Below are 21,428 nucleotides of genomic sequence, written 5' to 3'. Positions count from 1 at the left end.
GGCCCCTTCTCCTTCTGTGCAGCGCCTTCTTCCCCGCACCTCTTCTCTTCATGGCCGTTGATACGGCGGGCTCGGCCCGCACCAGCTTTGACCTCAAGAGCGCCCAGCTGCCGGTGGTGGCCGTGGCGCTCAAGACCACCGACGCCGACGTCCTGGCCACCGACCTGGCCGCGCGCATGGCGGACGACCCCGACTTCTTCGACAACGATCCGGTGCTGATCGACCTGGCGGCCGTGCGCGACGCCGAGTCGCCCATCGACTTCGACGCAGTGGCCCAGGCCCTGCGCCAGCATCGCACGCAGCCCGTGGCCGTGCGCGGCGGCAATGCCGCGCAGATGCAGGCCGCCCACGCCGCCGGCCTGGTGGCCGCGCCCGAGGCGCCGCCCGCCCGCGTGCAGCAGGCACCGGAACCCGCCGTGCGCGAAGTGGTCCGCGAGGTGGTGCGTGAGGTCGAGGTGCCGGTCGAGGTGCCCGTGGCCGGCCCCACCACCGTGGTGGTCGACAAGCCGCTGCGCTCGGGCCAGCAGGTGTACGCCCGCGGCGGCGACCTGGTGGTGATGGCCGTGGTGAGCTTCGGCGCCGAGGTGATCGCGGACGGCAACATCCACGTCTACGCGCCCCTGCGCGGCCGGGCGATCGCCGGCGCGCGCGGCAACACCGAGGCGCGCATCTTCAGCACCTGCCTGGAGCCGCAACTGGTCTCCGTGGCCGGCATCTACCGCACCACCGAGACCGAGCTGCCCGACAACGTGCGCGGCAAGCCGGCCCAGGTGCGGCTGGACGGCGAGAAGCTGCTCATCGAGCCGCTCTGAATCTTTCGGACCTTTTTGTTTTTCTATCCATTCGGACCAACGCAAGGACTTTGCACAACATGGCCAAAATCGTCGTCGTGACCTCCGGCAAGGGTGGCGTGGGCAAGACCACCACCAGCGCCAGCTTCGCTTCCGGCCTCGCTCTGCGCGGCCACAAGACCGCCGTGATCGACTTCGACGTCGGCCTGCGCAACCTCGACCTGATCATGGGCTGCGAGCGCCGCGTGGTGTATGACCTCATCAACGTGATCCACGGCGAGGCCAACCTGAACCAGGCCCTCATCAAGGACAAGCAGTGCGACAACCTGTTCGTGCTGGCCGCCAGCCAGACGCGCGACAAGGACGCGCTCACGCAGGACGGCGTGGAGAAGGTGCTCAAGGACCTGGCCGCGATGGACTTCGAGTACATCGTCTGCGACTCCCCCGCCGGCATCGAGAGCGGCGCGCTCATGGCCATGCACTTCGCCGACGAGGCGCTGCTGGTGACCAACCCCGAGGTGTCGTCCGTGCGCGATTCGGACCGCATCCTGGGCATGCTGGGCAGCAAGACGAAGCGCGCCATCGAAGGCAAGGAGCCCATCAAGGAGCACCTCTTGATCACGCGCTACAACCCCAGCCGCGTGGAAGACGGCCAGATGCTAAGCCTGGAGGACATCCAGGACATCCTGCGCATCAAGCTCATCGGCGTGGTGCCCGAGTCCGAAAGCGTGCTGCAGGCCTCCAACCAGGGCACGCCCGCCGTGCATCTGCAGGGCACGGACGTGTCCGAGGCCTACAAGGACATCGTCGCCCGCTTCCTGGGCGAAGACAAACCCCTGCGCTTCATCGACGCCGAAAAGCCCGGCTTCTTCAAGCGACTCTTCGGGAGCAAATAAGACATGGCCTCATTCCTGTCCTTTCTGCTGGGGGAAAAGAAGAAGACTGCGAGCGTCGCCAAGGAGCGGCTGCAGATCATCCTGGCGCACGAGCGCAACGGCCGCAATGCGTCCGAGCCCGACTACCTGCCCGCGCTGCAGCGCGAGCTGGTGGCCGTGATCTCCAAGTACGTGAAGATCAGCCCCGAAGACCTCAAGGTGCAGCTGGAGCGCCAGGACAACCTGGAAGTGCTCGAGGTGAAGATCGAACTGCCGGACGCTGCGGCCAAGTAAGGGCGGGTTCGCGGTCTCCCGGCACCGACGCCTTGCGCGGGGGTACCGTAGAGGCCTGGTTTATGCCTCAAAATGGCCTCCAGCGCTTGTGTATCAAGCGCAGGTAGCTATCATTTTTGCGTCGTCTGCGCCGTGGCCGGCGCGGCGCCCAGCGGGTGTTCGGTATAGAACATGCCGCCGTGGTAGAGCAGCGGCGAGGCGCCTTCCAGGTGGCTGCAGCGTTCCACCTCGCCCACGAAGATCGTGTGGTCGCCCTCCACGTACTGGCTGCGGTTGAAGCACTCGAACACCGCGGCCGCCCCCGCCAGCACCGGTGCGCCGGCGATGCCCGGCGCATGGTCCACGCCGGCCCAGCGGTCGATGCCGCGCGTGGCGAAGCGTTCGGCCAGCGCGCGCTGATCCGCCGCCAGCACGTTGATCGCGTAGTGTGAGCCGGCCGCGAAGGCGGGCAGCAACGAGGCCTTGTGCGCCAGGCTCCACAGCACCAGCGGCGGCGCCAGCGACACCGAGTTGAACGAGCTGGCCGTCATGCCGATCAGCTCGCCCTGCGCACCGCGCGCGGTGACGATGGTCACGCCCGTGGCGAACATGCCCAGCGCATCGCGGAATTCGCGGGGAGAGAAGCCGGGCGGGCGGGCAGAGGTCGGGCGGGGCAGGGGGCTGTTCACGAAGGCGCGGGCGCAGGGGCCGCAAAAGGTGGGTCGGCTATTATGGTCCGCGCCCCGCGAACGTGCAGTCCGGGCGCCGTACCGCCCCTGGCGGCCTTGGGGCCTCGCGGCGGCCGGGCCCGGCCGCTGGCCCTGGTCCGTGCCGCGGGCAGGCCACCGCCGATGGCCACGGAGCGCAGCTGCGGCCGGGCGGCAACCCTCTTTCAGTATCCATGGCTCTCCTACCCACCTTCACCACGCTGGGCTCCGGCCCCACCGTCCTGATGCTGCACGACGCGGACGGCGACCACCTCACCTTCGCGCCCCAGGTCGAGACCCTGGCCAGCGCAGGCTACCGCGCCGTCGCCTGGGACATGCCCGGCTACGGCCGCAGCGCTCCCATCGAACCCTATGGCTTCAAGGGCCTGGCCGAAAGCTGCGGCCTGCTCATCGAGGCGCTGCAGGCCCGCCATGTCACGCTCGTCGGCCACGGCCTGGGCGCCCTGGTGGCCGTGGAACTGGCCCTGCGTCAGCCGCAGCGCGTGCAGCGCCTGGTGCTGTGCGCCGGCGGCCTGGCCCTGGACAACGCCAGCCTGGAGCAGTGGGTGGCGCCGCGCCTGGAGGCGCTGGAGTCCGGCCGGTCGATGGAAGAGATCGCGCAGACGCTGGTGCCACGGCAGATCGGCACCGGCGCCCTGCCCGAGGGCGTGCGCCTGGCCACGCACGCGATGGGGCAGGTGCATCCCTCGGCCTACCGCCGCGCGCTGCACGCCCTGCCCACCTTCGCGCGCAACGCGGCCGACCTGGCCCGGCTGCACATGCCTGCGCTGATCGTCGGCGGCGCGCAGGACCGCTGCAACCCGCCCGAGGCGCTGCAGGCGCTGGCCCATGTGCTGCCCGATGCGCGCCACATCACGCTGCCGCACGCCGGCCACTGGCCGCAGCTGGAAGACCCCGAGGGCTTCGACGGCGCGCTGCTGGACTTTCTGGCGTCCTCGGCCCGGGTGTTGCACTGATGGCGGGCGATCGCTCTTCCGGGGCCACCGCCCCCGCCGCCGCTGCGAGCGTCATCTGGATCTGGGCCCTGGCCGCTGGCGCCGTGCTGGCCCTGGCCTGGGGCGCCGCGCGGTTGCCGCCTTTCCCCCAGGCCGTGGCCGGCGCGGGGGCCGCGCCCGGCAGCGCCGCGCTTTTCGCGATCGATTCCGAGCGCCCGCTGCTGGTGGGCCCGCACGGCCGCATCGTGCCGCAGGCCGATGCCGGTGAGGCCGTGGCGCCCGCGCCGCACCGCCGCGCAGCGTCCGATCCGCAGGCGCTGGCCGCTCCCGCCCGGCCGGCGCCGGCGCCCGCGCTCAGCGAGGAAGCCGTGCGCGCCATGGCCGAGCAGGCCTGCAAGCCGCTCTTGCCCCGCCTGCCCGGCATCAAGGCCGCGCAGTGCGCGCAGACCCGCCTGGTGGACAGCGGCGCCCGCTCCGTCAACGGCATGCCCTTGTACTGGCGCGATGTGCCGCCGCCGCCCCGGGGCGCACGGGGGTTCGTGGAGGGCACGCCCCTGCAGGTGCTGGTGGTGGGCGCCATGCACGGCGACGAACTCACCGCCGCCTCGCTCGCGCTGCGCTGGATCGCGCTGGCCGAGTCGCAGGCCCTGCCCACGCGGCGGCCGGTGCACTGGCGCTTCATTCCCGTGCTCAACCCCGACGGCATGCTGGAGAAGAAGCCCACCCGCGTGAACGCGCGCGGCGTGGACCTGAACCGCAACTTCCCCACGCCGAACTGGGAGCGCGACGCGCCCATCTACTGGGACAAGCGCACCCGCAAGGACCCGCGCCGCTGGCCGGGCCCCACGCCGCTGTCCGAGCCCGAGTCGCAGTTCCTGCACGCGCAGATGGCGCAGTTCGATCCCGATCTGGTGGTGAGCATCCATGCGCCCTATGGCGTGCTCGACTTCGACGGCCCGCAGCCGCCGCCCAGCCGCCTGGGCCGCTTGCGGCTGGACCAGCTGGGCGTGTTCCCGGGCTCGCTGGGCCACTACGGCAGCGTGCACCTGGGGCTGCCCGTGGTCACCATCGAACTGCAGCACGAGCTGAAGATGCCGCAGGACGACGAGGTGCGCACCATGTGGCGCGACCTGCTGCGCTGGATGGACCGCCATTTGGCGGAGCCTTGAAGCCCTGCCGCTGCGGCAGCTCTGCGTTGCGCCGGGCCTTAGAACGTAGGGACGATCCCCTGGCGAGATTGCCCCTACGTTCTTGAAGCCAAAAGACCCGCCAACGCTTTATGGATGAGCGCAGTCAGCTATCAAAAATGAAGCGGCAGCCTCCACGGCGGCCGCGTCGGCCTGCACCGCGCCCGGCGGGCCGCCCTTGCCCCAGAGCGCGCCGGCGAAGCGCATGCCCAGGAACTGCGCGCACAGCTGCACCGAATCGACCATGGGCTGCGCCTTGGCGCGGTCGCCGCTGGTGGTGACGAGGTGCAGCGTCTTGGCCGCCATCGCCTCCTTGAAGCCCAGGCCGGGCACGCGCATCCAGCCGCTCCAGTGGTCCAGATAGGTCTTGAGCGGCGAGGGGATGCTGAACCAGTAGACCGGCGCGACGAACACGATGTCGGTCGCCGCCAGCGTGGCGTCCAGCAGCGTCTTCATGTCGCCCGTGGGCGCGGGGTACTGGCCGGCCGTGTGGCGCAGGTCCACGAACGGCGGCAACTCCAGCTGCGCCAGGTGCAGCCAGGTCTGCGCGCCATCGGCCGGCAGCGCGGCCGCGGCCTGGCGCGCCAGCCATTCGGTGTTGCCGACATGGCCCGGCTCGCGGGTGGAGGTGGTGAGGAAGAGATGGTGCGGGGAAGGCATGGCGCGCATGGTAGCGAAGCGGTGAGGCGGCACGCCCATCACCCATGTCCCGCCGCGCGGCGGCAGGCCCGCGCCAGCAGCGCGAAGCCGGCGCCCAGCGCCAGCAGGCCCAGGTCGACGCCAGCCATCACCGCGTCGCCATCGGCCAGCGACCGGCCCAAATGGCGCTGCGTGGTCAGCGCGTTGAGCAGCGGCAGCGCGCCGAACAGCACGGCCGCCAGCGTGGCCTGCACCCGCCAGGCCCCGCGCGGCGGCGTGCAGGCCGCATGCACGCCGAGCGCCAGCCAGCACAGGAAGAGCGCCTGCATCTCCCAGTGCGCGCGCTGCGGCAGGTCCAGCGGCAGCAGCCGGTTGGCCCAGAGGTAGCCGGCGATGGCGCAGGGCAAGCCCAGCAGCACCGCGACGTTGGTGCGCTCCACGGCGCCGCCGTCATGGCGGGCGGCCGTGCGGCGCAGCGCCCACAGCCGCAGGCCGGTGGCGATCATCACGCAGCCCAGCAGGCCCGACAGCACGTACAGCCCGCGCAGCACGGGCGGCGCGAACAGGCCCTCGTGCAGGCCCAGGAGCAGGTCGCGCGAGGCCACGGGGGCGCCGCGCCAGGCCGGCCGGTCGGCCAGCAGCGCGCCGGTCACGCCGTCGTACACCAGGATGCCGGCGGTGCGCACCGGCCCGCTGGCGAAGGAGCCCGCCACCTGCAGCCGCGCGTTGGCATCGCCCGGGTGCAGCACGTCCAGCGTGGCCACGGGGGCGCCGCCCCAACGGGCCTGTGCGTCCTGCAGCACCGGGGCCAGCGGGGCCAGGGGCGCGGGCCGGCCGGCGGCGGGCGCGGCGGCCAGCGGCGGGAAGAGGTCGGCATACAGCGCCCGGACGGCGCCGGGCGCCGGGCCGTACCACGCGCTGGCGACCAGCGGCATGAACGAGAACATCAGAAAGACCAGCCCCGAGTAGGTGATCATCAGCTGGAAGGGCAGCGAGATGGCGCCGGCCAGGTTGTGCATGTCCAGCCAGGAGCGCTGTCCCTTGCCGGGCCGGAAGGTGAAGAAGTCCGCGAAGAAGCGGCGGTGCACCACGATGCCGGTGAGCAGCGCCAGCAGCAGCGCCATGGAGGCGATGGACACCGCCCACTGCGCCATGCCCTCGGGCAGGTAGTGCAGCTTCCAGTGCAACTGGTAGAGCCACTGCCCGCCGGCCGTCGCGCGCGCGGCCAGTGGAGCGCCGGTGTGCGGATCGAGCCAGGCCGAGCCCTGGGGTCCGCCGCCGGCCGGCTGCCAGGCCACGTGCAGGTAGGGCTCGTTGCGGTCCACGGGCAGCTGGACGGACCAGCGCCGTGCCTGCGGCGCCTGCGCTTGCAGATAGGCCAGGGCTTGCGTGGCGGCGGGTAGCGCGGGCAGCGGGTACTGGGCCACCGGCAGTTCCGGCCGCATCCAGCGGTCGATTTCGGTGTCGAGATAGCCCGCCGTGCCGGTGACGAACATGAAGTACAGCAGCCAGCCGGGCAGCAGGCCCAGCCAGGTGTGCAGCCAGCCCAGCGCGGGGCGCAGGCCGCGGCTCATGGCGTAACCAGCCAGGCCACGGCGCCGGCCGCCAGCGCCATCAGGGCGATGCCGGCCCACGCCCGCCCGGCGCTGCGCGCGGCAAAGGCCCACAGCACGGCACCCGCATAGACCGCAAAGCTCAACTGCAGGGCAATGAGGGCGGCGTCGGCGCGCGCCAGGGGCCAGGGCGCGACCAGGGCCACGGGCAGCACCTGCGCCAGCCCGTAGCCGCCCACGCCGCCGGCCAGGCCGCGTGCCAGCACCTCCCACGGCCGGCGCTGCCTGCCGTGCGCGCCACTGCGTCCGCCACCCGGGCGCATGCGCTCAGAAATCAGTGGTCACCGAGACCAGCAGCGTGCGCGGCGCGCCCATGGTGAGTCCTTCACGCGCGGCGGACTGCCAGTAGTTCTTGCCGAACACGTTCTCCACCGAGGCGCGCAGCGTGACCGGGTGCGCACCGGCGTTGAAGCGGTAGCGTGCGCCCAGGTCCCAGCGCGTCCAGGCGGGCAGGCGCTGGGTGTTCTCCATGTCCACGTACTGCGTGCTGGTGCGCAGGCCCCGCGCCGTCAGCGTCAGGCCGGGCAGGAAGGGCGTGTCCCACTCGCCGCCCAGGTTGAGCTGCAGCCGCGGCGTGGCCGGCGCGGTGCGGCCGTCCAGGGTGCCGCCCTCGGTCTTGGTCAGCTTGCCCTGCGTGTAGGCCGCGCCGGCCAGCAGGCGCACGCCCTGGGCGGCTTCGCCCTGGGTCAGCACTTCCAGGCCGCGGTTGCGCTGGCGCCCCGCCATGCGGAAGACGGGCGGATTGGTGCCTGTGTCGAGCAGGCTGCTGGGCCGCTCGATCTGGAACAGGCTCACCGTGGTGGTGAGGCGCCCGGTGTCGAACTTGGCGCCCACCTCGGCCTGCTTCGACTTGGAGGGCGGAAACACCTCGCCGGCATTCGCCGACCCTTCCGGCGCGGTCAGTCCCTGGCCCAGGCCCTCGATGTAGTTGGCGTAGAGCGAGACGCCGTCGGCCGCCTTCCACAGCACGGCGGCCATGGGCGTGATGGCGGACCGGTCGTACCGGGAAGACAGCGCGCCGCTCGCGCCGTCGAAGTTGCGGCTGAGCACCTGCTGGTGGCGCGCGCCCAGCGTCAGCTGCACGCGCCGGTCTGCTAACGACACCGTGTCGGCCAGCGCCAGACTGCGCAGGCGGGTCTCTCCCGTGCGCGGCAGGGAGCCGTCCAGGGCGATGGCGGGTCGCGGCACGTCGGCCGGCGTGTAGAGGTCGGAGGTGTAGACCGTGCCGTTGCGCCGCAGCAGGCCGTTGTCCTGCGCGTAGGCGCTGGCGCTCAGCACCCACTCGTGCTGCAGCGGGCCGGTGCGCACGCGGCCGCGCAGTCCGGCCTCGCCCGTCTGCGTGTCCACGGACTCCTTGAGCCGGTAGGGCCGCGCCATGAGGCCGCCCTGCACGCCGGTCAGCAGGGACGTGGTCTGCAGGCTGTCGAAGTCGTACTGCATGGCGCCGAGGGCGCCGAAGGCCACCAGGTCGGGGGCCAGGTCGGCCTCGGCGCGGACCACGGCGGCCCGCTCCCGGGCGTCCCAGAAGCTCCAGGCCGGCTGGAAGTTGGTGCGGTTGTCGGGCGCCGCGGGAATGGCTGTGCCCGAGCCGGGCGGGAACAGCAGGCTGCTGCGCCCGTGCGTCACGCGGCTCTGGTAGTTGATGTCGGCCTCCAGGCGCACGCGCTCGCCCTGGTAGTCCAGCCCGAGCGCCAGCGCGTCCACCCGCTCCTTGGAACCGTGCACCGGCGTGTCGCCGGAGCGCTTGGCGGCGTTGAGCCGCACGCCCCATTCCTGGTCCTGCCCGAAGCGCCGCGACAGATCGGCATGCGCGCCGAGCTGGCCGTCGTCCACGGTGGAGACCGTCACGCGGTTGAGCGGCGTGGCGGCGGCGCGCTTGGGCACCAGGTTGATGCCGCCGCCCACCGAGCCGGCGGGCGCCATGCCGTTGAGCAGCGCATTGGGGCCGCGCAGCAATTCCACGCGCTCAACGCCGATCAGCGACGCTGCATTGCGCGGGGACACGCCGTACAGGCCGTTGAAGGACACGTCGTAGTTGAACAGCGTGAAGCCGCGGATGTTGAATTCCTCGCGACCTGCGCTGCGGCCATAGGTGTTGCGCACCGAGGGGTCGTTGACCAACACGTCGCCGATGGTCTGCGCCTGCTGGTCTTCCACCAGCTGCGCGGTGTACTGCGTGGCGCTGAAGGGCGTGTCCAGCACGTCGCGGTTGCCCAGCAGCCCCACCCGGCCACCGCGGGCGACCTGGCCGCCGGCATACGCCTGGGGCAGCGGCAGCGAAACCGGGGCGGCACCCAGCACCGACACCGTGGGCAGCACCGCCCCGGCCCCGCCCTGCGGTGCAGGCTGCACCAGCACCGACTGCTGGCGGATGGCTCCGGCCAGGCCCGTGCCCGCCAGCAGACGATCCAGCGCCTGTTGCGCCGTGAATTCGCCGGACACGGCCGCCGAGGTCTTGCCCGCCACCAGAGCCGGGGCAAAGCCCATCTGCAGGTTGGCCTGGTGTGCGAGTTCGTTCAGTGCGTGCGCCAGCGGCTGGGCGGGGATGGCAAAGCTGCGTGCCGTGGAAGCCGGTGCATCGGCCTGGGCCTGGGCGGCCGGTACGGACAGGGCGGCGAGTGCGGCGGCCGCCAGAACGGTGGCCGCGGGCCGGCGCTGGCTGCGGCGGCGGGACAGAGACAGGGATGCGGTGCGCATGGAAAAGGAAGCTCCTGGGTCGGCGGGGACAAGGGGAGGCCACGCGCCTGCGGCGCCGCGCTCCCACCCGCTGAAGACGCACGGAGTTCACCGATCCACACGTCGGCTGCTCAAAAAAGGAGAAAAAAATGAAGGGCCGGTAAGAACGCTCTGCGGGCGCCTTCAGCGCGCCACGATCTCGGTCGTCGCGCCCTGCCGTTGCAGCCGCACGGGCAGCAGTTGCGGCAGGAACTCGGCGAAGCGCTGCGACTGCAGCACGCCGTAGCTGCCGCTCACTTCCAACGCGGCCACGGCAGGGTCGCGCACCACGAGATGGGTGCTGCCATAGCGCTCGAACTCCGCCAGCGCCTGGGCGAGCGGCACCTGGTGGAAGCTGAGGCGGCCGGCGCGCCAGGGGGCGACGGTACTGGGGGCCAGGGTGGCTACGGCACCCAACTGTCCCTGGCCAGTGGCGGAGACCGTCTGGCCGGCCCGCAGGTCTACGGGGACCATCGCGGCCACGGAGGCCGCGGAGGCCACGGATGCGCCAGCGGCCGGTGCGCCGCGGGCCACGGGCGCCACGCGCACATGGCCTTCTTCCACGGCGACGGTGGTGTGGCCTGCGCCGACGCCAGTGGCCGTGTGCCGCACCGAGAACCGCGTGCCCACCACGGTGATACGCAGGCCGCCGGCCAGCACGTGGAAGGGCCGGGTGCTGTCGGGGTGCACGGCGAACATCGCCTGGCCGTCGCGCAGCTCCACTTCGCGCCGGTCACGGAACAGGCGCACATGGAGCCGCGTGGCCGTGTCCAGCTGCACGGTGCTGCCGTCGGCAGAGGCGTCGGGCAACGTGGCCCGGATCTGCTGGCCGCGTGTCGTCGCGTAGGTCTGCTCGAAGGTGGGCTGGCGCCACCAGCCCAGCCCCGCCGTGCCCACCACGGCCACTGCCAGCACGGCGGCGGTGGCCTGCGGCAGCCAGGGCCGCCACCCCACCCGGCGGGCCGCGGAGGCCGGCCGGGCGGGTTGCGGGCGCCAGCGTTGGGCGTCTTCCGCAGGCAGGGCGCGCACGCGTTCCAGCGTGGCGGACAAAGCCTCCAGCGCGTCGGCGTGCCGCGGGTCGGCCGCCAGCCACGCCTGCAGCTGGGCACGGCCGTTTGCGTCCAGCCCCGCACGACGGCGCAGCGCCCAGGTGGCGGCAGCCTGTTCCACGGCTGTCTCGTCCGCGCGCGACCGTGCACCGGACGCAGCGGGGGCGGCACGGTCGTCGGTCGGTGTGAGGGGCTCGGGCATGGAGAGAACGGTGGACTATAGACGCCGGCGCGGCCCGCCGGCGGGCCGCCCAGGTCGGCGGCCCGGCTCTCAGCCCTCGCGCCGGGCGTCGCCGCCCTGCCCGGCACCGAGGTCGTGCTCGCACTGGCGGCAGGCGAGCATGCCGCGCACCACGTGCTTTTCCACCATGCTCACCGAGATGCCCATGCGCTGGGCGACCTCCGCCTGCGGCAGGCCGTCGATGAGGTGCAGCACGAAGGCCTCGCGGCAGCGCGGCGGCAGGTTGTCGATGGCGTGGGCGTAGGCGGCGATGGCCTGGCGCGAGCCGAGCGCCTCGTCAGGCTGCAGGTGGCGCGGCGCCAGCAGTTGGTCGGGCTCGTCGATGGCGTCCAGGCTCTCGTGGCGCCGCACCTCCGCACGGCGGTACTGGTCGGTCACCAGGTTCCTGGCGGTGCTGTAGAGCAGGGCGCGCACGTCCAGTACCGGGCGCCCGGCATGCTGGACGGCCAGTACACGCGCATAGCTCTCCTGCGCCAGGTCGGCCGCGGTGTCGCGGTCGTTCACCTGGCGGTGCAGGAAGTTGAGCAGTTCGCGGTAAAAGCGCTCCAGCATGGATGACTCAGTGGGACGGAGCAGCCTTGCAGCATGCTGGCGCGGTCCGAAAATAAGAATCATTCTATTTCGACCCGCAGCCGTGCGCAGGCTGAGGCCGTGGTTGCCTGGTGCACCTGTGGCGCCAACGCCTAAGATGCGCGGCTGCCGGAGCACGCAGGGCGGCCCGGCGTGCCCGCGTCCTTGCGCATCCAGGAGCTTTCGTGGACCCTGTCCCAGACCCCCACGCGACCATCACCGCAACGCCTGCACCCGCGCAGCTGCGACTTTCGGAGGCGCTGCGCTTCTGGGCGCGGCTCGGCTGCATCAGCTTCGGCGGCCCGGCGGGGCAGATCGCCCTGATGCACGAGGAGCTGGTGGAGCGCCGGCGGTGGATCTCGGAGAAGCGTTTTCTGCATGCGCTGAACTACTGCATGCTGCTGCCCGGGCCCGAGGCGCAGCAGCTGGCCACCTACATCGGCTGGCTGCTGCACCGCACCTGGGGCGGCATGCTGGCCGGGGCGCTGTTCGTGCTGCCTTCGCTGGTGCTGATGATCGGCCTGTCGTGGCTCTACATGGCGCAGGGCGACGTGCCGCTGGTGGCCGGCGTGTTCTACGGCATCAAGCCTGCCGTGACCGCGCTCGTGGTGCAGGCGGCCTGGCGGGTGGGCTCGCGCACGCTGCACAACCGGTGGCTCTGGGCGATTGCGGTGGCGGCCTTCGTGGCGCTGCTGGCGTTCGGGCTGCCGTTTCCGCTCATCGTGGTGGCTGCCGCGCTGGCCGGGCACCTGGGCGGGCGCTTCGTGCCACAGGCGTTTGCCGGGCAGGCCGGGCACGCCCGCGCCGCGGCGAAGCCGGCCGCCCCTGCGCTGATCGACGACGACACGCCCGCGCCGGCGCATGCCCGCTTTTCCTGGGCGCGCTGCCGGCGGGTGCTGGTCGTGGGCGCCGGCCTGTGGCTGGCTGCGCTGGGCGGGCTGTGGGCGCTGTGGGGCTGGCACGGGGCGCTGACGCAGATGGGCTGGTTCTTCACCAAGGCCGCGCTCATGACCTTCGGCGGCGCCTATGCCGTGCTGCCCTACGTCTACCAGGGCGCGGTGGAACACTACCACTGGCTGAGCGCCGCGCAGATGATGGACGGGCTGGCGCTGGGCGAATCGACGCCCGGGCCGTTGATCATGGTGGTGGCGTTCGTGGCCTTCGTCGGCGGCTGGGGCCAGGCGCTGTTCGGCCCCGAGGCGCTCTGGCTGGCGGGCGCGGCGGCCGCGGTGGTGGTCACCTTCTTCACCTTCCTGCCCTCGTTCGTCTTCATCCTGGTCGGCGGGCCGTTCATCGAATCCACGCACGGCCAGCTGCGCTTCACCGCGCCGCTGACCGGCATCACGGCGGCCGTGGTCGGCGTCATCGCCAACCTGGCCGTGTTCTTCGCCTACCACGTGCTGTGGCCGCAGGGCGCCGGCGGCGGGTTCGATGCCGTGGCGGCCGCCATCGGCCTGCTGGCCGCCGTGGCGCTGATGCGGCTGCGCTGGGGCGTGGTGCCGGTGCTGGCGCTGTGCGGCGCCTTGGGTGCGGCGGTGCGGCTGTCGGGGCTGTGAGCCCCACGGTGGGACCCGCCGCGCCCGCCTAGCCAAGGAGTCTGATCCATGCAACGCCGTGAACTCATCCGCCTGGCCTCGGCCCTGGCCGTGGCCGGCACGCTGCCGCGCTGGGCCTGGTCCAACCCGGTGCGCGGGCGCGACCTGTTCCCGCTGGGCGTGGCCAGCGGTGCGCCGTCGCCCGATGGCTTCGTGCTCTGGACGCGGCTGCTCGATGGCCCCGTGCCCGGCAGCGTGCCCTTCGGCGCGCCGCGCACCGCGCTCCCCCCGGCCGTGACGGTGGGCTGGGAGGTGGCCGAGGACGAGGGCTTTCGCCGCATCGTCCGCCAGGGCCAGGCCACGGCGCTGGCGCAGCTCGGCCATGCCGTGCATGTAGAGGTGGCGGGCCTGGCGCCGGACCGCTGGTACTTCTACCGCTTCCTGCACGGCGATGCGGCCACGCCCGCCGCGCGCACCCGCACGGCACCCGCGGCGGACGCGCTGCCGCGCAGACTGCGCTTCGCCTTCGCCTCGTGCCAGCGCTGGGAGCAGGGCCATTACGCCGCCTATCGCCACATGCAGCATGAAGAGCTGGACGCCGTGCTGTTCCTGGGCGACTACATCTACGAATACGCCATGCCGCGCACGCCGCCGGCCACGCCGCTGGTGCGCACCCACACGCTGCCGCTGGCCGCCGCGCTGCAGGACTTCCGCGACCGCTACGCGCTCTACCGCAGCGACCCGCATTTGCAGGCCATGCACCGCGCCTGCCCGTGGATCGTCACGTGGGACGACCACGAGGTGCAGAACGACTACGCGGGCCTAGGCGGGCTGGGCGCGGCGGAAGCCTTCCTGCAGCGGCGCAACGCCGGCTACCAGGCCTTCTACGAGAACATGCCGCTGCGCGCCACGGCCCTGCGCCACGGGCTGGCCGGCCTGGGCACGCACGACGCGCTGCGCGTGCACGAGCGCTACGGCTGGGGCCGGCTGCTGGACTTCCACGTGCTCGACACGCGCCAGTACCGCGACCGCCAGGCCTGCCGCACGCCCGGCAGTCCGGCCGAAGGCGCCGTATCGGCCGCCCGCTGCCCGGAGCTGCGCGACCCGGCCCGCACGCTGCTGGGCGCCGACCAGGAGCGCTGGCTGGCCCAGGGGCTGGCGGCCGATGCGGCCGGCGGCGTGCGCTGGAGCGTGCTGGCGCAGCAGACGCTGTTTTCGCCGCGCAACGCCCGGGCCGGCGCGCAGCACCGGGTCGGCTCCGATGCCTGGGACGGCTACCCCGCCGGCCGCCAGCGCGTGCTGGACGCGCTGCAGGCCGCGCAGCCGCGCAATGCGGTCTTCATCGGCGGCGACATCCACCAGAACTACGTGTGCCGCGTCATGGCGGACTTTGCCGACGCCGCATCGCCGGTGCTGGCCAGCGAGTTCTGCGGTACGTCCATCTCCTCGGCCAGCCAGGTGCCGCTGGAGCGGGCGCAGCAGATCGTGGCGGCCAACCCGCACGTGCTGCTGGCGCGGCCCGACCGGCGCGGCTACGCGGTGGCGGAGGTCACGCCCCAGCGCTGGCACACGGCCCTGCGCGTGGTGGACGACGTGGCGCGCGAGGACAGCGGCGTGTCCACGCTCGCGCGCTTCGTGGTGGAAGACGGGGTGCCCGGGCCGCAGCCGGCCTGAGCGGGCGGGCGACCGCGCCGGGGCGCGTTCAGGCCGCGAGCGCCGCAGCGGGTGCCGTGCGCGCGGCGGGCTCCATGCCCAGGAAGCCGAAGGCCATCGCCGGGCGTTCGCCGCTGATGAGCTCGGCCATCGCCTTGCCCGAGCCCGCGCCGTGCGTCCAGCCCAGGGTGCCGTGGCCGGCATTCACCCACAGCTTGTTCACTTTGGTGCGGCCGATGAACGGGATGTTGGTCGGTGTGGCCGGGCGCAGACCGGTCCAGTACTGCGGATCGCCACCTTCCTCGGGCGTGCGGGTGTCGCACACGCCGGGCAGGATGGCCTCGATGCGGCGCGACAGCAGGTGGCAGCGCGCGCGCGCCACGGGGCTGTCCAGCGACAGGTCGTAGCCGCCCAGCTCGATGGTGCCCGCCACGCGCAGCGTGTCGCCCAGCCGGCTCATGGCCAGCTTCTTGGCGTCGTCGATGGTCGACACCATCGGCGCCGCCTCGGGCTTCAGCAGCTTGAAGGTGGCGCTGTAGCCCTTGCCGGGGTAGATGGGCAGATCCACGCCCACCGTGCGCAGCAGCGGCGCGCTGTAGGTGCCGCAGGCCACCACCACCGCATCGGCCGTGAGGTTTTGGTCGTTTTGGCCTGCAGCGCTTGATGCACGGGCGCGTAAAGCTACGGATTCGATAGCGCCGCCGACCTGGTTCAAGCGCACCACATCGTGGCCGTAGAGGAATTGCACACCACGCTCGGCGCAGCGCCGGGCCAGGGCCTGGGTGAAGACGCGGGCGTCGCCGCTCTCGTCGGTGCTGGTGTAGGTGCCGCCGGTGATGCGGTCGCCGTAGGCGCGGAAGGCCGGCTCGATCTGCAGCAGCTCCTCGCGGCTCACCAGCCGGCGCTGCACGCCGAACTGGCGCATCACCTCCACGGCATGGCCAGCCGCGTCGAAGGACTGCTGGTCGGAATAGAAGTGCGCGATGCCGCGCTCCAGCCGGTGGTAGTCGATGCCCGTGGCGCGCACCACGTCCTTGAGCGCCGCATGGCTGTAGGCGCCCAGGGCCACGATCTGCTGCACGTTGCGCTCGAAGGCCGCGTCGTTGCACTGCGCCAGGAACTTCAGGCCCCAGCGCCACTGGTCCCAGTCGAGCTGCGGGCGAAACAGCAGCGGCGCCTCCTTGTCGAACATCCACTTCAGCGCCTTCCACGGCGCCTCGCGGTTGGCCCAGGGCTCGCAGTAGCTCACCGAGATCTGCGCCGCGTTGGCAAAGCTCGTCTCCAGCGCCGCGTCGGGCTGGCGGTCGACGACGACGACCTCATGGCCGCGCTCCAGCAGGTGCCAGGCGGTGGAGATGCCGATGATGCCGGCGCCGAGAACGATGGTTTTCATGGGGCCGGAGTGTGGAGCGCGTTGCCGGCGTTGAAAAGTGAAATTAAACTTCCTCCAAATTCATCAGAACGACTAATGAAGAGAGTGCCATGAGCAGCTACGACCCCGCCGCCCTGGAATGCCTGGCCGCCATCGTGGAGGAGGGCGGCTTCGAGCGCGCCGCCCAGCGCCTGAACGTCACGCAATCGGCGGTGTCGCAGCGCCTGCGCGCGCTGGAGGCGCAGGTCGGGTCGGTGCTCATCGTGCGCAGCCGGCCGCTCAAGCCCACCAGCGCGGGGCAGCTGCTGCTCAAGCACACCAAGCAATTGCGCCTGCTGCGCGCCGATCTGGAGCGCGATCTGCAGGAGCTGGCGCCCAGCGCGCCCGGCGGTGGGCGCGAGGACGAACGCATCTCCATCGCCATCAACGCCGACAGCATCGCCACCTGGGCGCTGGACGCGCTGCAGGGCCTGGTGCGCGAGCGGCTGCCGCTGGAGATCATCGCGGACGACCAGGACTTCACGCAGGAATGGCTGCGCTCCGGCCAGGTGCTGGGCTGCGTCACCACGCTCAAGAACGCGCTGCGCGGCTGCAGGGTCGTGCCGCTGGGTGCCATGCGCTACGTGGCCGTGGCCGCGCCCGATCTGGCCAACCGCTATCTGCCGCAGGGGCTGACGGCCCACAACTTCCGCGACGTGGCTTTCGTCGCCTTCAACCGCAAGGACGACCTGCAGGCCGAGTTCGTCGCCCGCACCTTCGGGCTCAAGCGCGTCACGCTCAACCAGCTGTTCGTGCCCAGTTCGGAAGGCCAGGTGCGTGCCGTGGCCGCCGGCTGGGGCGTGAGCGTGGTGCCCGAGCTGCTCGCCCAGCCGCTGCTGGCCGCGGGCCAGCTGGTGGACCTGGCGCCCGGCCACACCCTGCCGGTGCAGCTCTACTGGCACTGCTGGAACCTGGAGTCGGTGGTACTGAACGCGCTGACCGAGGCGCTCACGGCGGCCGCGCGGCGCACGCTGGTGGCCTGAACACGCGGCCTTGCCGCCGTGCCCCCGTGTGCGCGGGCAGGGCCCCGCACGCGGACCCGTGACCGTTGCACCACAGCCCGCCGCCGGGCCTGGGGTTTTTCCCCCGGCCGCCGCGTCCGCTCTCGCTAAGATCGCGGCCGATGAACTCCCTTCAGCAGCCCCGCCACTCCTTCAAGCAGCAGATGCACCATGCGCGCGAAGAAGCCATCGTGGCCGCGGCGAGCCGGCTGCTGGGCGAAAAGGGCTTCGAGGCGATGACGGTGGACGAGGTGGCCGCCGCCGTGGGCATCGCCAAGGCCAGCCTGTACAAGCACTTTGCCGGCAAGGACGACCTGTGCGCCGCGGCGATGGTGCATGTGGTGGAGCGCGTGCAGCGCTTCATCGCCGCGCAGCCGGCGGGCCTTCCCGCCATGGAGCGCCTGCGGGCGCTGCTGCGCTGGACGATCGAGATGCAGCTGTCCGACGACATGCCCATCCTGCTCAGCCGCAACTCGGGCCTGGCCGGGCCGCTCAAGGAATGCGGCGCCTACCAGGAGTCGCTCCAGCACATCAGCGTGCAGATCCTGGGCTGGATCGGCGAGGCCCAGCAGGCCGGCCAGATCAACCCCGCGCTGCCGCCGGACGTGGTGCTGTGCGCACTGCTGGCCCGGTCGGCCGATCCGCTGCTGACCATGCTGCGCGACCGCGGCACCTACAGCGATGCGCAGATCCTGGAGTGGGCCCTGGAAACCTGCATGAACGGCCTGGCGGCACGTCCGCCGCAGGCCGCTGGGCCGGGCGCCTGAGCGCCGGCGCCGCCGGCCTCCGCGCCCGCAGGAATCAGCGCACCAGCAGCACGGGCACCGTGCTGTTGGCCAGCACCTGCGTGCTGACCGAGCCCATCACCAGCTTGCCCAAAGCGCCATGGCCGTGCGTGCCCATGATGAGCAGGTCGTACTTGCCGCTCTCTGCGGCCTTGGCGATGGTCTCGCCCACGGCGCCCACCTTCACCAGGCTCTTGACCTGCAGGCCGTGGCGCCCCAGGAACTTGGCCACCGGGGCGATGACCTTGTCGCCCTCTTCGGCGTAGTACTTTTCGACCACTTCCTTGCCCAGCGCGGCGCGGGCCCGGGGCGGCAGCGGGGACTGCACGGTGATCGCGGTATAGGTATGGGAGCCGGCGAACAGTTCGTCGTGCGTGGCCAGGTAGGCCAGCATCTTCTTGGTGTAGGGACTGCCGTCGACAGCGAGCAGGATGTTCATGCGATGACTCCGATAGGTAGGTTCTCAGACTAAAGGGCGCTTGCGTCTGTTGTCTTGACCTGGGTCATCTTTGTTATGCCGCGCGGTGCGTTCGGCCGGCCTGCGGGGCGCTGCCCCGGCGCCGGTCCGCGGCCATCATACGGCGGCGGCCCCGTGCGGCTGGTAGGAGGCCTGCTCGCCCTTGAGGGCATGGCCGCATCGCGCGCGCCCGACCACGGGCCTGCGGCGCCCGGCGCGGCGGGCCGGCTGGATAAACTCCTTCACGATGAAGATCCAACTGTTGTCCGACCTGCATCTGGAGAGGTATCCCGACTTCCGTCCTGCCGCGGCCCAAGATGCCGACCTCCTCATCCTGGCCGGCGACATCGGGTCCTACCAGGAGGGATCCGGCATCGACGATGGCTGCTTCGGCCTTGCCCAGTTTTCGCCCCTGGGCGCCGACGCGCGGTGGAAGAGGGTGCTGTTCACCCCGGGCAACCATGAGTACGACGGCCTGGATTACCTGGAGACCCACGGGCGTCTCCAAGAGGTGTGCCAGCGCCTGGGCATCGGATGGCTGGAGAAGCAGGTGGTCGTCATCGATGGCATCCGCTTCGTGGGCACGACGCTGTGGAGCGATTTCGACGCGATGGTCGAGCCTTCGGATGGCCTCACCCGCCAATTGCAGGTGCGGGAGAAAGCGTACCGGGCGGCCAACTTCTATCTGCAGAAGTACTCCACGCTCGCGGGCGGCAAAAAGATGCTGGCGGCGGATCTGAGGGAGTTGGCGCTGGAGTGCCAGACCTGGCTGTCGGCCACGCTGGATGTCCCGTTCGAGGGGACGACGGTCGTCGTCACGCATTTCGCCCCCAGCCTGCGAAGTGCCGACCCCCGGTACGGCCTGAGCCCAGGCACGGCGGGTTTCTGCAACAGCCTGGATGCGCTGTTCAGCCAAGCCGACTGGTGGTTTCACGGCCATCTGCACTGCCCCAATGACTATCTGGTGACCACGGAGAGCGCCGCAGGTCCCCGCAAATGCAGGGTGCTGGCGAACCCGCGAGGCTATCGCAGCAAGGGCGAGCAGGAGACCTTCGTGGATCCCATGGTGATCGAGGTCCGTTAGCCTGGTGCGCGGGGGAAATCGGTCCGCCGCGACGGCCCTGCCCGCGCTTCCCCGCGCAACTCCTGGGAGATCTCAACACGCTCTCAAGGCTTGGCCTGGAGCGAGAGGGCCGCTGCTTTGACCAGCTCGATGGTCCGCTGCTGGGTCGCCGTGGTGATCCGCCGGGTCGAGGTCACGATGGAAACCTCTGCCACCAGGCGGGCCGGGTGGACGGGGCGGAGCAGATAGCGCTCGGGCTTGGTGGCGGTGAGGACGGCATGGCGCGGAAGCACGGCGTAGCCCAGGCCTTCCGACACCAGATCCAGGATCGCCGGAACGCCATCGATCTCCATGGCGATCCGCGGCGCCAGGCCGAGGTCGGCCATGCGCCGTTCGACCACCATGCGGAGCGCGTTCGGGCGGCTGGGAACGATCAAGGGATCGCGCGCCAGCTCCTCCAGCCGCGCCGGCCGCTCGGTGTCCTCGCCCAGTCCCGCGCGCGTGTCAGGGCGGGGCGACACCACGAAGAGTTCTTCCTCCATGAAAGGGTCCATCGACAGCTCCGAAGACACCGGCGCGTTGTAGAGCAGGGCTACGTCCAGCCGCCCCGTCTGCAGCCAGTCCTGCATCTGTGCCGAGAGCCCTTCGGTGATGGACAGCGTGGCCTCCGGGAGGTGCTGGCGGAAGGCCCGGCAGACCTGGACGGTCAGCACCCGGGCCAGGCTGGGCGGCAGCCCGACGCTCACCTGGCCGGTCAGCGCGCCCCGGGCGCGGTCCAGGTCCTCCCGCGCGCGTGCCACCTGGTGGAGGATCCCGCGCCCATGCTCCAGCATGAGCTTGCCCGCGTCGGTGAGCGTGACCCCGCGGCCATGGCGCTGCAGGAGGTGCTGGCGCAGGTCCACCTCCAGCTCCCGCACCTGGCGGCTCAGCGCCGGTTGCGCGATGGACAGGGCCACCGACGCGCGCGTGAAGCTTCCCAGCTCTGCGACGCGCACGAAATATTCGATTTGCTTGAGGTCCATGGCCGTTCCTTCTGCGCCCCAGCAGGCACTACAGGACCGCGGGCCACGCGTCCGCATGGTATGCCAAGACGCTATATCAGGTAGTGGTACATGCCCGTATGCGCTGGCTGCTATGCCACGCAGAATGCACTCCAGCGCCGGCAGTCCAGCCGGTGCCTTCCTGGAGACATTCCCTTGGCCCCTGCTGTCTGCGCTGTTTCGTCCATGGCCACCCGTGCCCTCATGGCCGAGCTGTTGCAGCAGTGGACGGCCCACCGCACGCCCCCGGCCACCCTGGAGTCGCTGGGCGGGGTGGAGGCGCTGAAACGCGTGCGGGCCGGCGCGGCCTTCGATGTGGTCATCCTGGCCGCGGACGCCATCGCCGCCCTGGGCGACGAAGGCCGCCTGGCCCCGCCCGGCGCGGTGCCTCTGGCGAAGTCGTCGGTGGCCATGGCGGTGCGGAAGGGCGCTGCGCTCCCCTCCGCGCGCACCGAGGCGGAGTTGCGCGGCGCGGTGCTGGCCGCCGCATCCATCGGCTATTCGACCGGCCCCAGCGGCGTGGCATTGCAGCAGCTGTTCCAGAAGTGGGGCATCGCGGATGCCGTCCGCGCGAAGGTGGTCCAGGCGCCGCCGGGCACGCCGGTGGGCAGCCTGATCGCGGACGGCACCGTCGAACTGGGATTCCAGCAGTACAGCGAGCTCATGCATGTCGCCGGAATCCAGGTCCTCCGGGACCTGCCGCCCGGCACCCAAGTCACCACGGTCTTCAGCGGGGCCATCACCCGAGAAAGCGCGCGGCGTGACGATGCGGCGCGCCTGCTGGAGTTCCTGTCGTCTGCCGAGACGGCTGCCACCAAGCGCCGGCACGGGATGGCGCCTGTCTGAATCGCCCCTCACTCTGGAACC

Annotated in this window: 21 protein-coding genes; 11 read left to right on the top strand and 10 right to left on the bottom strand. The window is 71.6% G+C overall.

Annotated features, from left to right (window positions below; genetic code table 11):
- The first annotated feature begins 50 nt into the window (after positions 1–50).
- From minC to minE, 3 genes are read left to right on the top strand one after another with little or no spacing between them, the layout of a single operon-like run.
- Positions 51–812, top strand: a complete 762-nt coding sequence (minC, locus tag QE399_RS05925) for a septum site-determining protein MinC (protein WP_309827032.1) — start codon at positions 51–53, stop codon at positions 810–812.
- Positions 813–871: 59 nt separating this feature from the next.
- Entirely contained in the window at positions 872–1,687 is an 816-nt protein-coding gene (gene minD, locus QE399_RS05920; RefSeq protein WP_309827030.1) for a septum site-determining protein MinD, read from the top strand.
- Between the two features lie 3 nt (positions 1,688–1,690).
- Entirely contained in the window at positions 1,691–1,960 is a 270-nt protein-coding gene (gene minE / locus QE399_RS05915) for a cell division topological specificity factor MinE (protein ID WP_309827029.1), read from the top strand.
- Between the two features lie 110 nt (positions 1,961–2,070).
- Here the strand turns inward: minE and QE399_RS05910 are convergent, their stop codons facing one another.
- Positions 2,071–2,628: a flavin reductase family protein gene (locus QE399_RS05910; RefSeq protein WP_309827027.1), complete on the bottom strand. Its 558-nt coding sequence runs from the start codon at positions 2,626–2,628 to the stop codon at positions 2,071–2,073.
- A 212-nt stretch (positions 2,629–2,840) separates the two neighbouring features.
- Between QE399_RS05910 and QE399_RS05905 the strand changes: the two genes are divergently transcribed.
- On the top strand, positions 2,841–3,623 hold the full coding sequence (locus tag QE399_RS05905; protein ID WP_309827025.1) for an alpha/beta fold hydrolase: 783 nt from the start codon (positions 2,841–2,843) through the stop codon (positions 3,621–3,623).
- Positions 3,623–4,771, top strand: coding sequence for a M14 family zinc carboxypeptidase (locus QE399_RS05900; RefSeq protein ID WP_309827024.1), 1,149 nt, complete (start codon positions 3,623–3,625; stop codon positions 4,769–4,771). The genes QE399_RS05905 and QE399_RS05900 overlap by 1 nt, the downstream gene beginning before the upstream one ends.
- Positions 4,772–4,879: 108 nt before the next feature.
- Here the strand turns inward: QE399_RS05900 and QE399_RS05895 are convergent, their stop codons facing one another.
- The 6 genes from QE399_RS05895 to QE399_RS05870 form a co-directional block, all read right to left on the bottom strand.
- Positions 4,880–5,449, bottom strand: coding sequence for an NAD(P)H-dependent oxidoreductase (locus QE399_RS05895; protein ID WP_309827023.1), 570 nt, complete (start codon positions 5,447–5,449; stop codon positions 4,880–4,882).
- 38 nt (positions 5,450–5,487) lie between these two features.
- Positions 5,488–7,002 (bottom strand): PepSY-associated TM helix domain-containing protein, encoded by a 1,515-nt coding sequence (locus QE399_RS05890; RefSeq protein WP_309827021.1) that lies wholly within the window; start codon positions 7,000–7,002, stop codon positions 5,488–5,490.
- The gene (locus tag QE399_RS05885) at positions 6,999–7,304 is read right to left on the bottom strand and encodes a DUF3649 domain-containing protein (RefSeq protein ID WP_309827020.1); all 306 of its coding nucleotides are present in this window, start codon (positions 7,302–7,304) and stop codon (positions 6,999–7,001) included. Before QE399_RS05885 ends, QE399_RS05890 begins: the two co-directional genes overlap by 4 nt.
- A 4-nt stretch (positions 7,305–7,308) precedes the next feature.
- Positions 7,309–9,738: a TonB-dependent siderophore receptor gene (locus tag QE399_RS05880; RefSeq protein ID WP_309827019.1), complete on the bottom strand. Its 2,430-nt coding sequence runs from the start codon at positions 9,736–9,738 to the stop codon at positions 7,309–7,311.
- A gap of 162 nt (positions 9,739–9,900) precedes the next feature.
- A complete protein-coding gene (locus QE399_RS05875) occupies positions 9,901–11,007 on the bottom strand; it encodes a FecR family protein (protein WP_309827017.1) in 1,107 nt (368 codons plus the stop codon).
- Between the two features lie 69 nt (positions 11,008–11,076).
- Positions 11,077–11,598, bottom strand: a complete 522-nt coding sequence (locus QE399_RS05870) for a sigma-70 family RNA polymerase sigma factor (protein WP_309827015.1) — start codon at positions 11,596–11,598, stop codon at positions 11,077–11,079.
- A gap of 203 nt (positions 11,599–11,801) precedes the next feature.
- On the opposite strand from QE399_RS05870, the gene chrA reads away from it, so the two are divergent.
- A complete protein-coding gene (gene chrA / locus QE399_RS05865; protein ID WP_405043257.1) occupies positions 11,802–13,172 on the top strand; it encodes a chromate efflux transporter in 1,371 nt (456 codons plus the stop codon).
- Between the two features lie 48 nt (positions 13,173–13,220).
- Positions 13,221–14,825 carry an alkaline phosphatase D family protein gene (locus QE399_RS05860; RefSeq protein WP_309827013.1) on the top strand — a complete coding sequence of 535 codons (1,605 nt, stop codon included), beginning with the start codon at positions 13,221–13,223 and terminating at the stop codon, positions 14,823–14,825.
- 28 nt (positions 14,826–14,853) lie between these two features.
- On the opposite strand, the gene QE399_RS05855 is transcribed toward QE399_RS05860, so the two are convergent.
- Complete coding sequence (locus QE399_RS05855; RefSeq protein ID WP_309827011.1) at positions 14,854–16,197, bottom strand: D-amino acid dehydrogenase; 1,344 nt, start codon at positions 16,195–16,197, stop codon at positions 14,854–14,856.
- A gap of 89 nt (positions 16,198–16,286) precedes the next feature.
- Here QE399_RS05855 and QE399_RS05850 point away from each other — a divergent pair, with 89 nt between their 5' ends.
- Positions 16,287–17,198: a LysR family transcriptional regulator ArgP gene (locus QE399_RS05850; protein WP_309827009.1), complete on the top strand. Its 912-nt coding sequence runs from the start codon at positions 16,287–16,289 to the stop codon at positions 17,196–17,198.
- A gap of 140 nt (positions 17,199–17,338) precedes the next feature.
- Entirely contained in the window at positions 17,339–17,983 is a 645-nt protein-coding gene (locus QE399_RS05845) for a TetR/AcrR family transcriptional regulator (RefSeq protein ID WP_309827007.1), read from the top strand.
- Positions 17,984–18,017: 34 nt separating this feature from the next.
- Here QE399_RS05845 and QE399_RS05840 read toward each other — a convergent pair whose 3' ends face one another.
- A complete protein-coding gene (locus QE399_RS05840) occupies positions 18,018–18,440 on the bottom strand; it encodes a universal stress protein (protein ID WP_309827005.1) in 423 nt (140 codons plus the stop codon).
- Positions 18,441–18,705: 265 nt separating this feature from the next.
- Between QE399_RS05840 and QE399_RS05835 the strand changes: the two genes are divergently transcribed.
- The gene (locus QE399_RS05835) at positions 18,706–19,542 is read left to right on the top strand and encodes a metallophosphoesterase (protein ID WP_309827003.1); all 837 of its coding nucleotides are present in this window, start codon (positions 18,706–18,708) and stop codon (positions 19,540–19,542) included.
- A gap of 83 nt (positions 19,543–19,625) precedes the next feature.
- Here the strand turns inward: QE399_RS05835 and QE399_RS05830 are convergent, their stop codons facing one another.
- Positions 19,626–20,543, bottom strand: coding sequence for a LysR substrate-binding domain-containing protein (locus tag QE399_RS05830; RefSeq protein WP_309827001.1), 918 nt, complete (start codon positions 20,541–20,543; stop codon positions 19,626–19,628).
- A 174-nt stretch (positions 20,544–20,717) separates the two neighbouring features.
- Here QE399_RS05830 and QE399_RS05825 point away from each other — a divergent pair, with 174 nt between their 5' ends.
- Positions 20,718–21,407, top strand: coding sequence for a substrate-binding domain-containing protein (locus tag QE399_RS05825; protein ID WP_309826999.1), 690 nt, complete (start codon positions 20,718–20,720; stop codon positions 21,405–21,407).
- Positions 21,408–21,428 lie beyond the last annotated feature (21 nt).

The organism is Paracidovorax wautersii (assembly GCF_031453675.1).
Taxonomy (GTDB): Bacteria; Pseudomonadota; Gammaproteobacteria; order Burkholderiales; family Burkholderiaceae_C; genus Paracidovorax.
This window is presented reverse-complemented; position numbering and strand designations above follow the sequence as displayed.

Excerpts from the sequence above, each read along its gene's own strand:
- QE399_RS05895 (WP_309827023.1), bottom strand. The coding sequence starts at position 5,449 with ATGCCTTCCCCGCACCATCTCTTCCTCACCACCTCCACCCGCGAGCCG.
- QE399_RS05855 (WP_309827011.1), bottom strand. The coding sequence starts at position 16,197 with ATGAAAACCATCGTTCTCGGCGCCGGCATCATCGGCATCTCCACCGCC.
- QE399_RS05900 (WP_309827024.1), top strand. The coding sequence starts at position 3,623 with ATGGCGGGCGATCGCTCTTCCGGGGCCACCGCCCCCGCCGCCGCTGCG.
- QE399_RS05905 (WP_309827025.1), top strand. The coding sequence starts at position 2,841 with ATGGCTCTCCTACCCACCTTCACCACGCTGGGCTCCGGCCCCACCGTC.
- minE (WP_309827029.1), top strand. The coding sequence starts at position 1,691 with ATGGCCTCATTCCTGTCCTTTCTGCTGGGGGAAAAGAAGAAGACTGCG.
- QE399_RS05885 (WP_309827020.1), bottom strand. The coding sequence starts at position 7,304 with ATGCGCCCGGGTGGCGGACGCAGTGGCGCGCACGGCAGGCAGCGCCGG.
- QE399_RS05890 (WP_309827021.1), bottom strand. The coding sequence starts at position 7,002 with ATGAGCCGCGGCCTGCGCCCCGCGCTGGGCTGGCTGCACACCTGGCTG.
- QE399_RS05850 (WP_309827009.1), top strand. The coding sequence starts at position 16,287 with ATGAGCAGCTACGACCCCGCCGCCCTGGAATGCCTGGCCGCCATCGTG.
- QE399_RS05870 (WP_309827015.1), bottom strand. The coding sequence starts at position 11,598 with ATGCTGGAGCGCTTTTACCGCGAACTGCTCAACTTCCTGCACCGCCAG.
- QE399_RS05830 (WP_309827001.1), bottom strand. The coding sequence starts at position 20,543 with ATGGACCTCAAGCAAATCGAATATTTCGTGCGCGTCGCAGAGCTGGGA.
- minD (WP_309827030.1), top strand. The coding sequence starts at position 872 with ATGGCCAAAATCGTCGTCGTGACCTCCGGCAAGGGTGGCGTGGGCAAG.
- QE399_RS05860 (WP_309827013.1), top strand. The coding sequence starts at position 13,221 with ATGCAACGCCGTGAACTCATCCGCCTGGCCTCGGCCCTGGCCGTGGCC.
- minC (WP_309827032.1), top strand. The coding sequence starts at position 51 with ATGGCCGTTGATACGGCGGGCTCGGCCCGCACCAGCTTTGACCTCAAG.
- QE399_RS05875 (WP_309827017.1), bottom strand. The coding sequence starts at position 11,007 with ATGCCCGAGCCCCTCACACCGACCGACGACCGTGCCGCCCCCGCTGCG.
- QE399_RS05880 (WP_309827019.1), bottom strand. The coding sequence starts at position 9,738 with ATGCGCACCGCATCCCTGTCTCTGTCCCGCCGCCGCAGCCAGCGCCGG.
- QE399_RS05845 (WP_309827007.1), top strand. The coding sequence starts at position 17,339 with ATGAACTCCCTTCAGCAGCCCCGCCACTCCTTCAAGCAGCAGATGCAC.
- QE399_RS05835 (WP_309827003.1), top strand. The coding sequence starts at position 18,706 with ATGAAGATCCAACTGTTGTCCGACCTGCATCTGGAGAGGTATCCCGAC.
- QE399_RS05840 (WP_309827005.1), bottom strand. The coding sequence starts at position 18,440 with ATGAACATCCTGCTCGCTGTCGACGGCAGTCCCTACACCAAGAAGATG.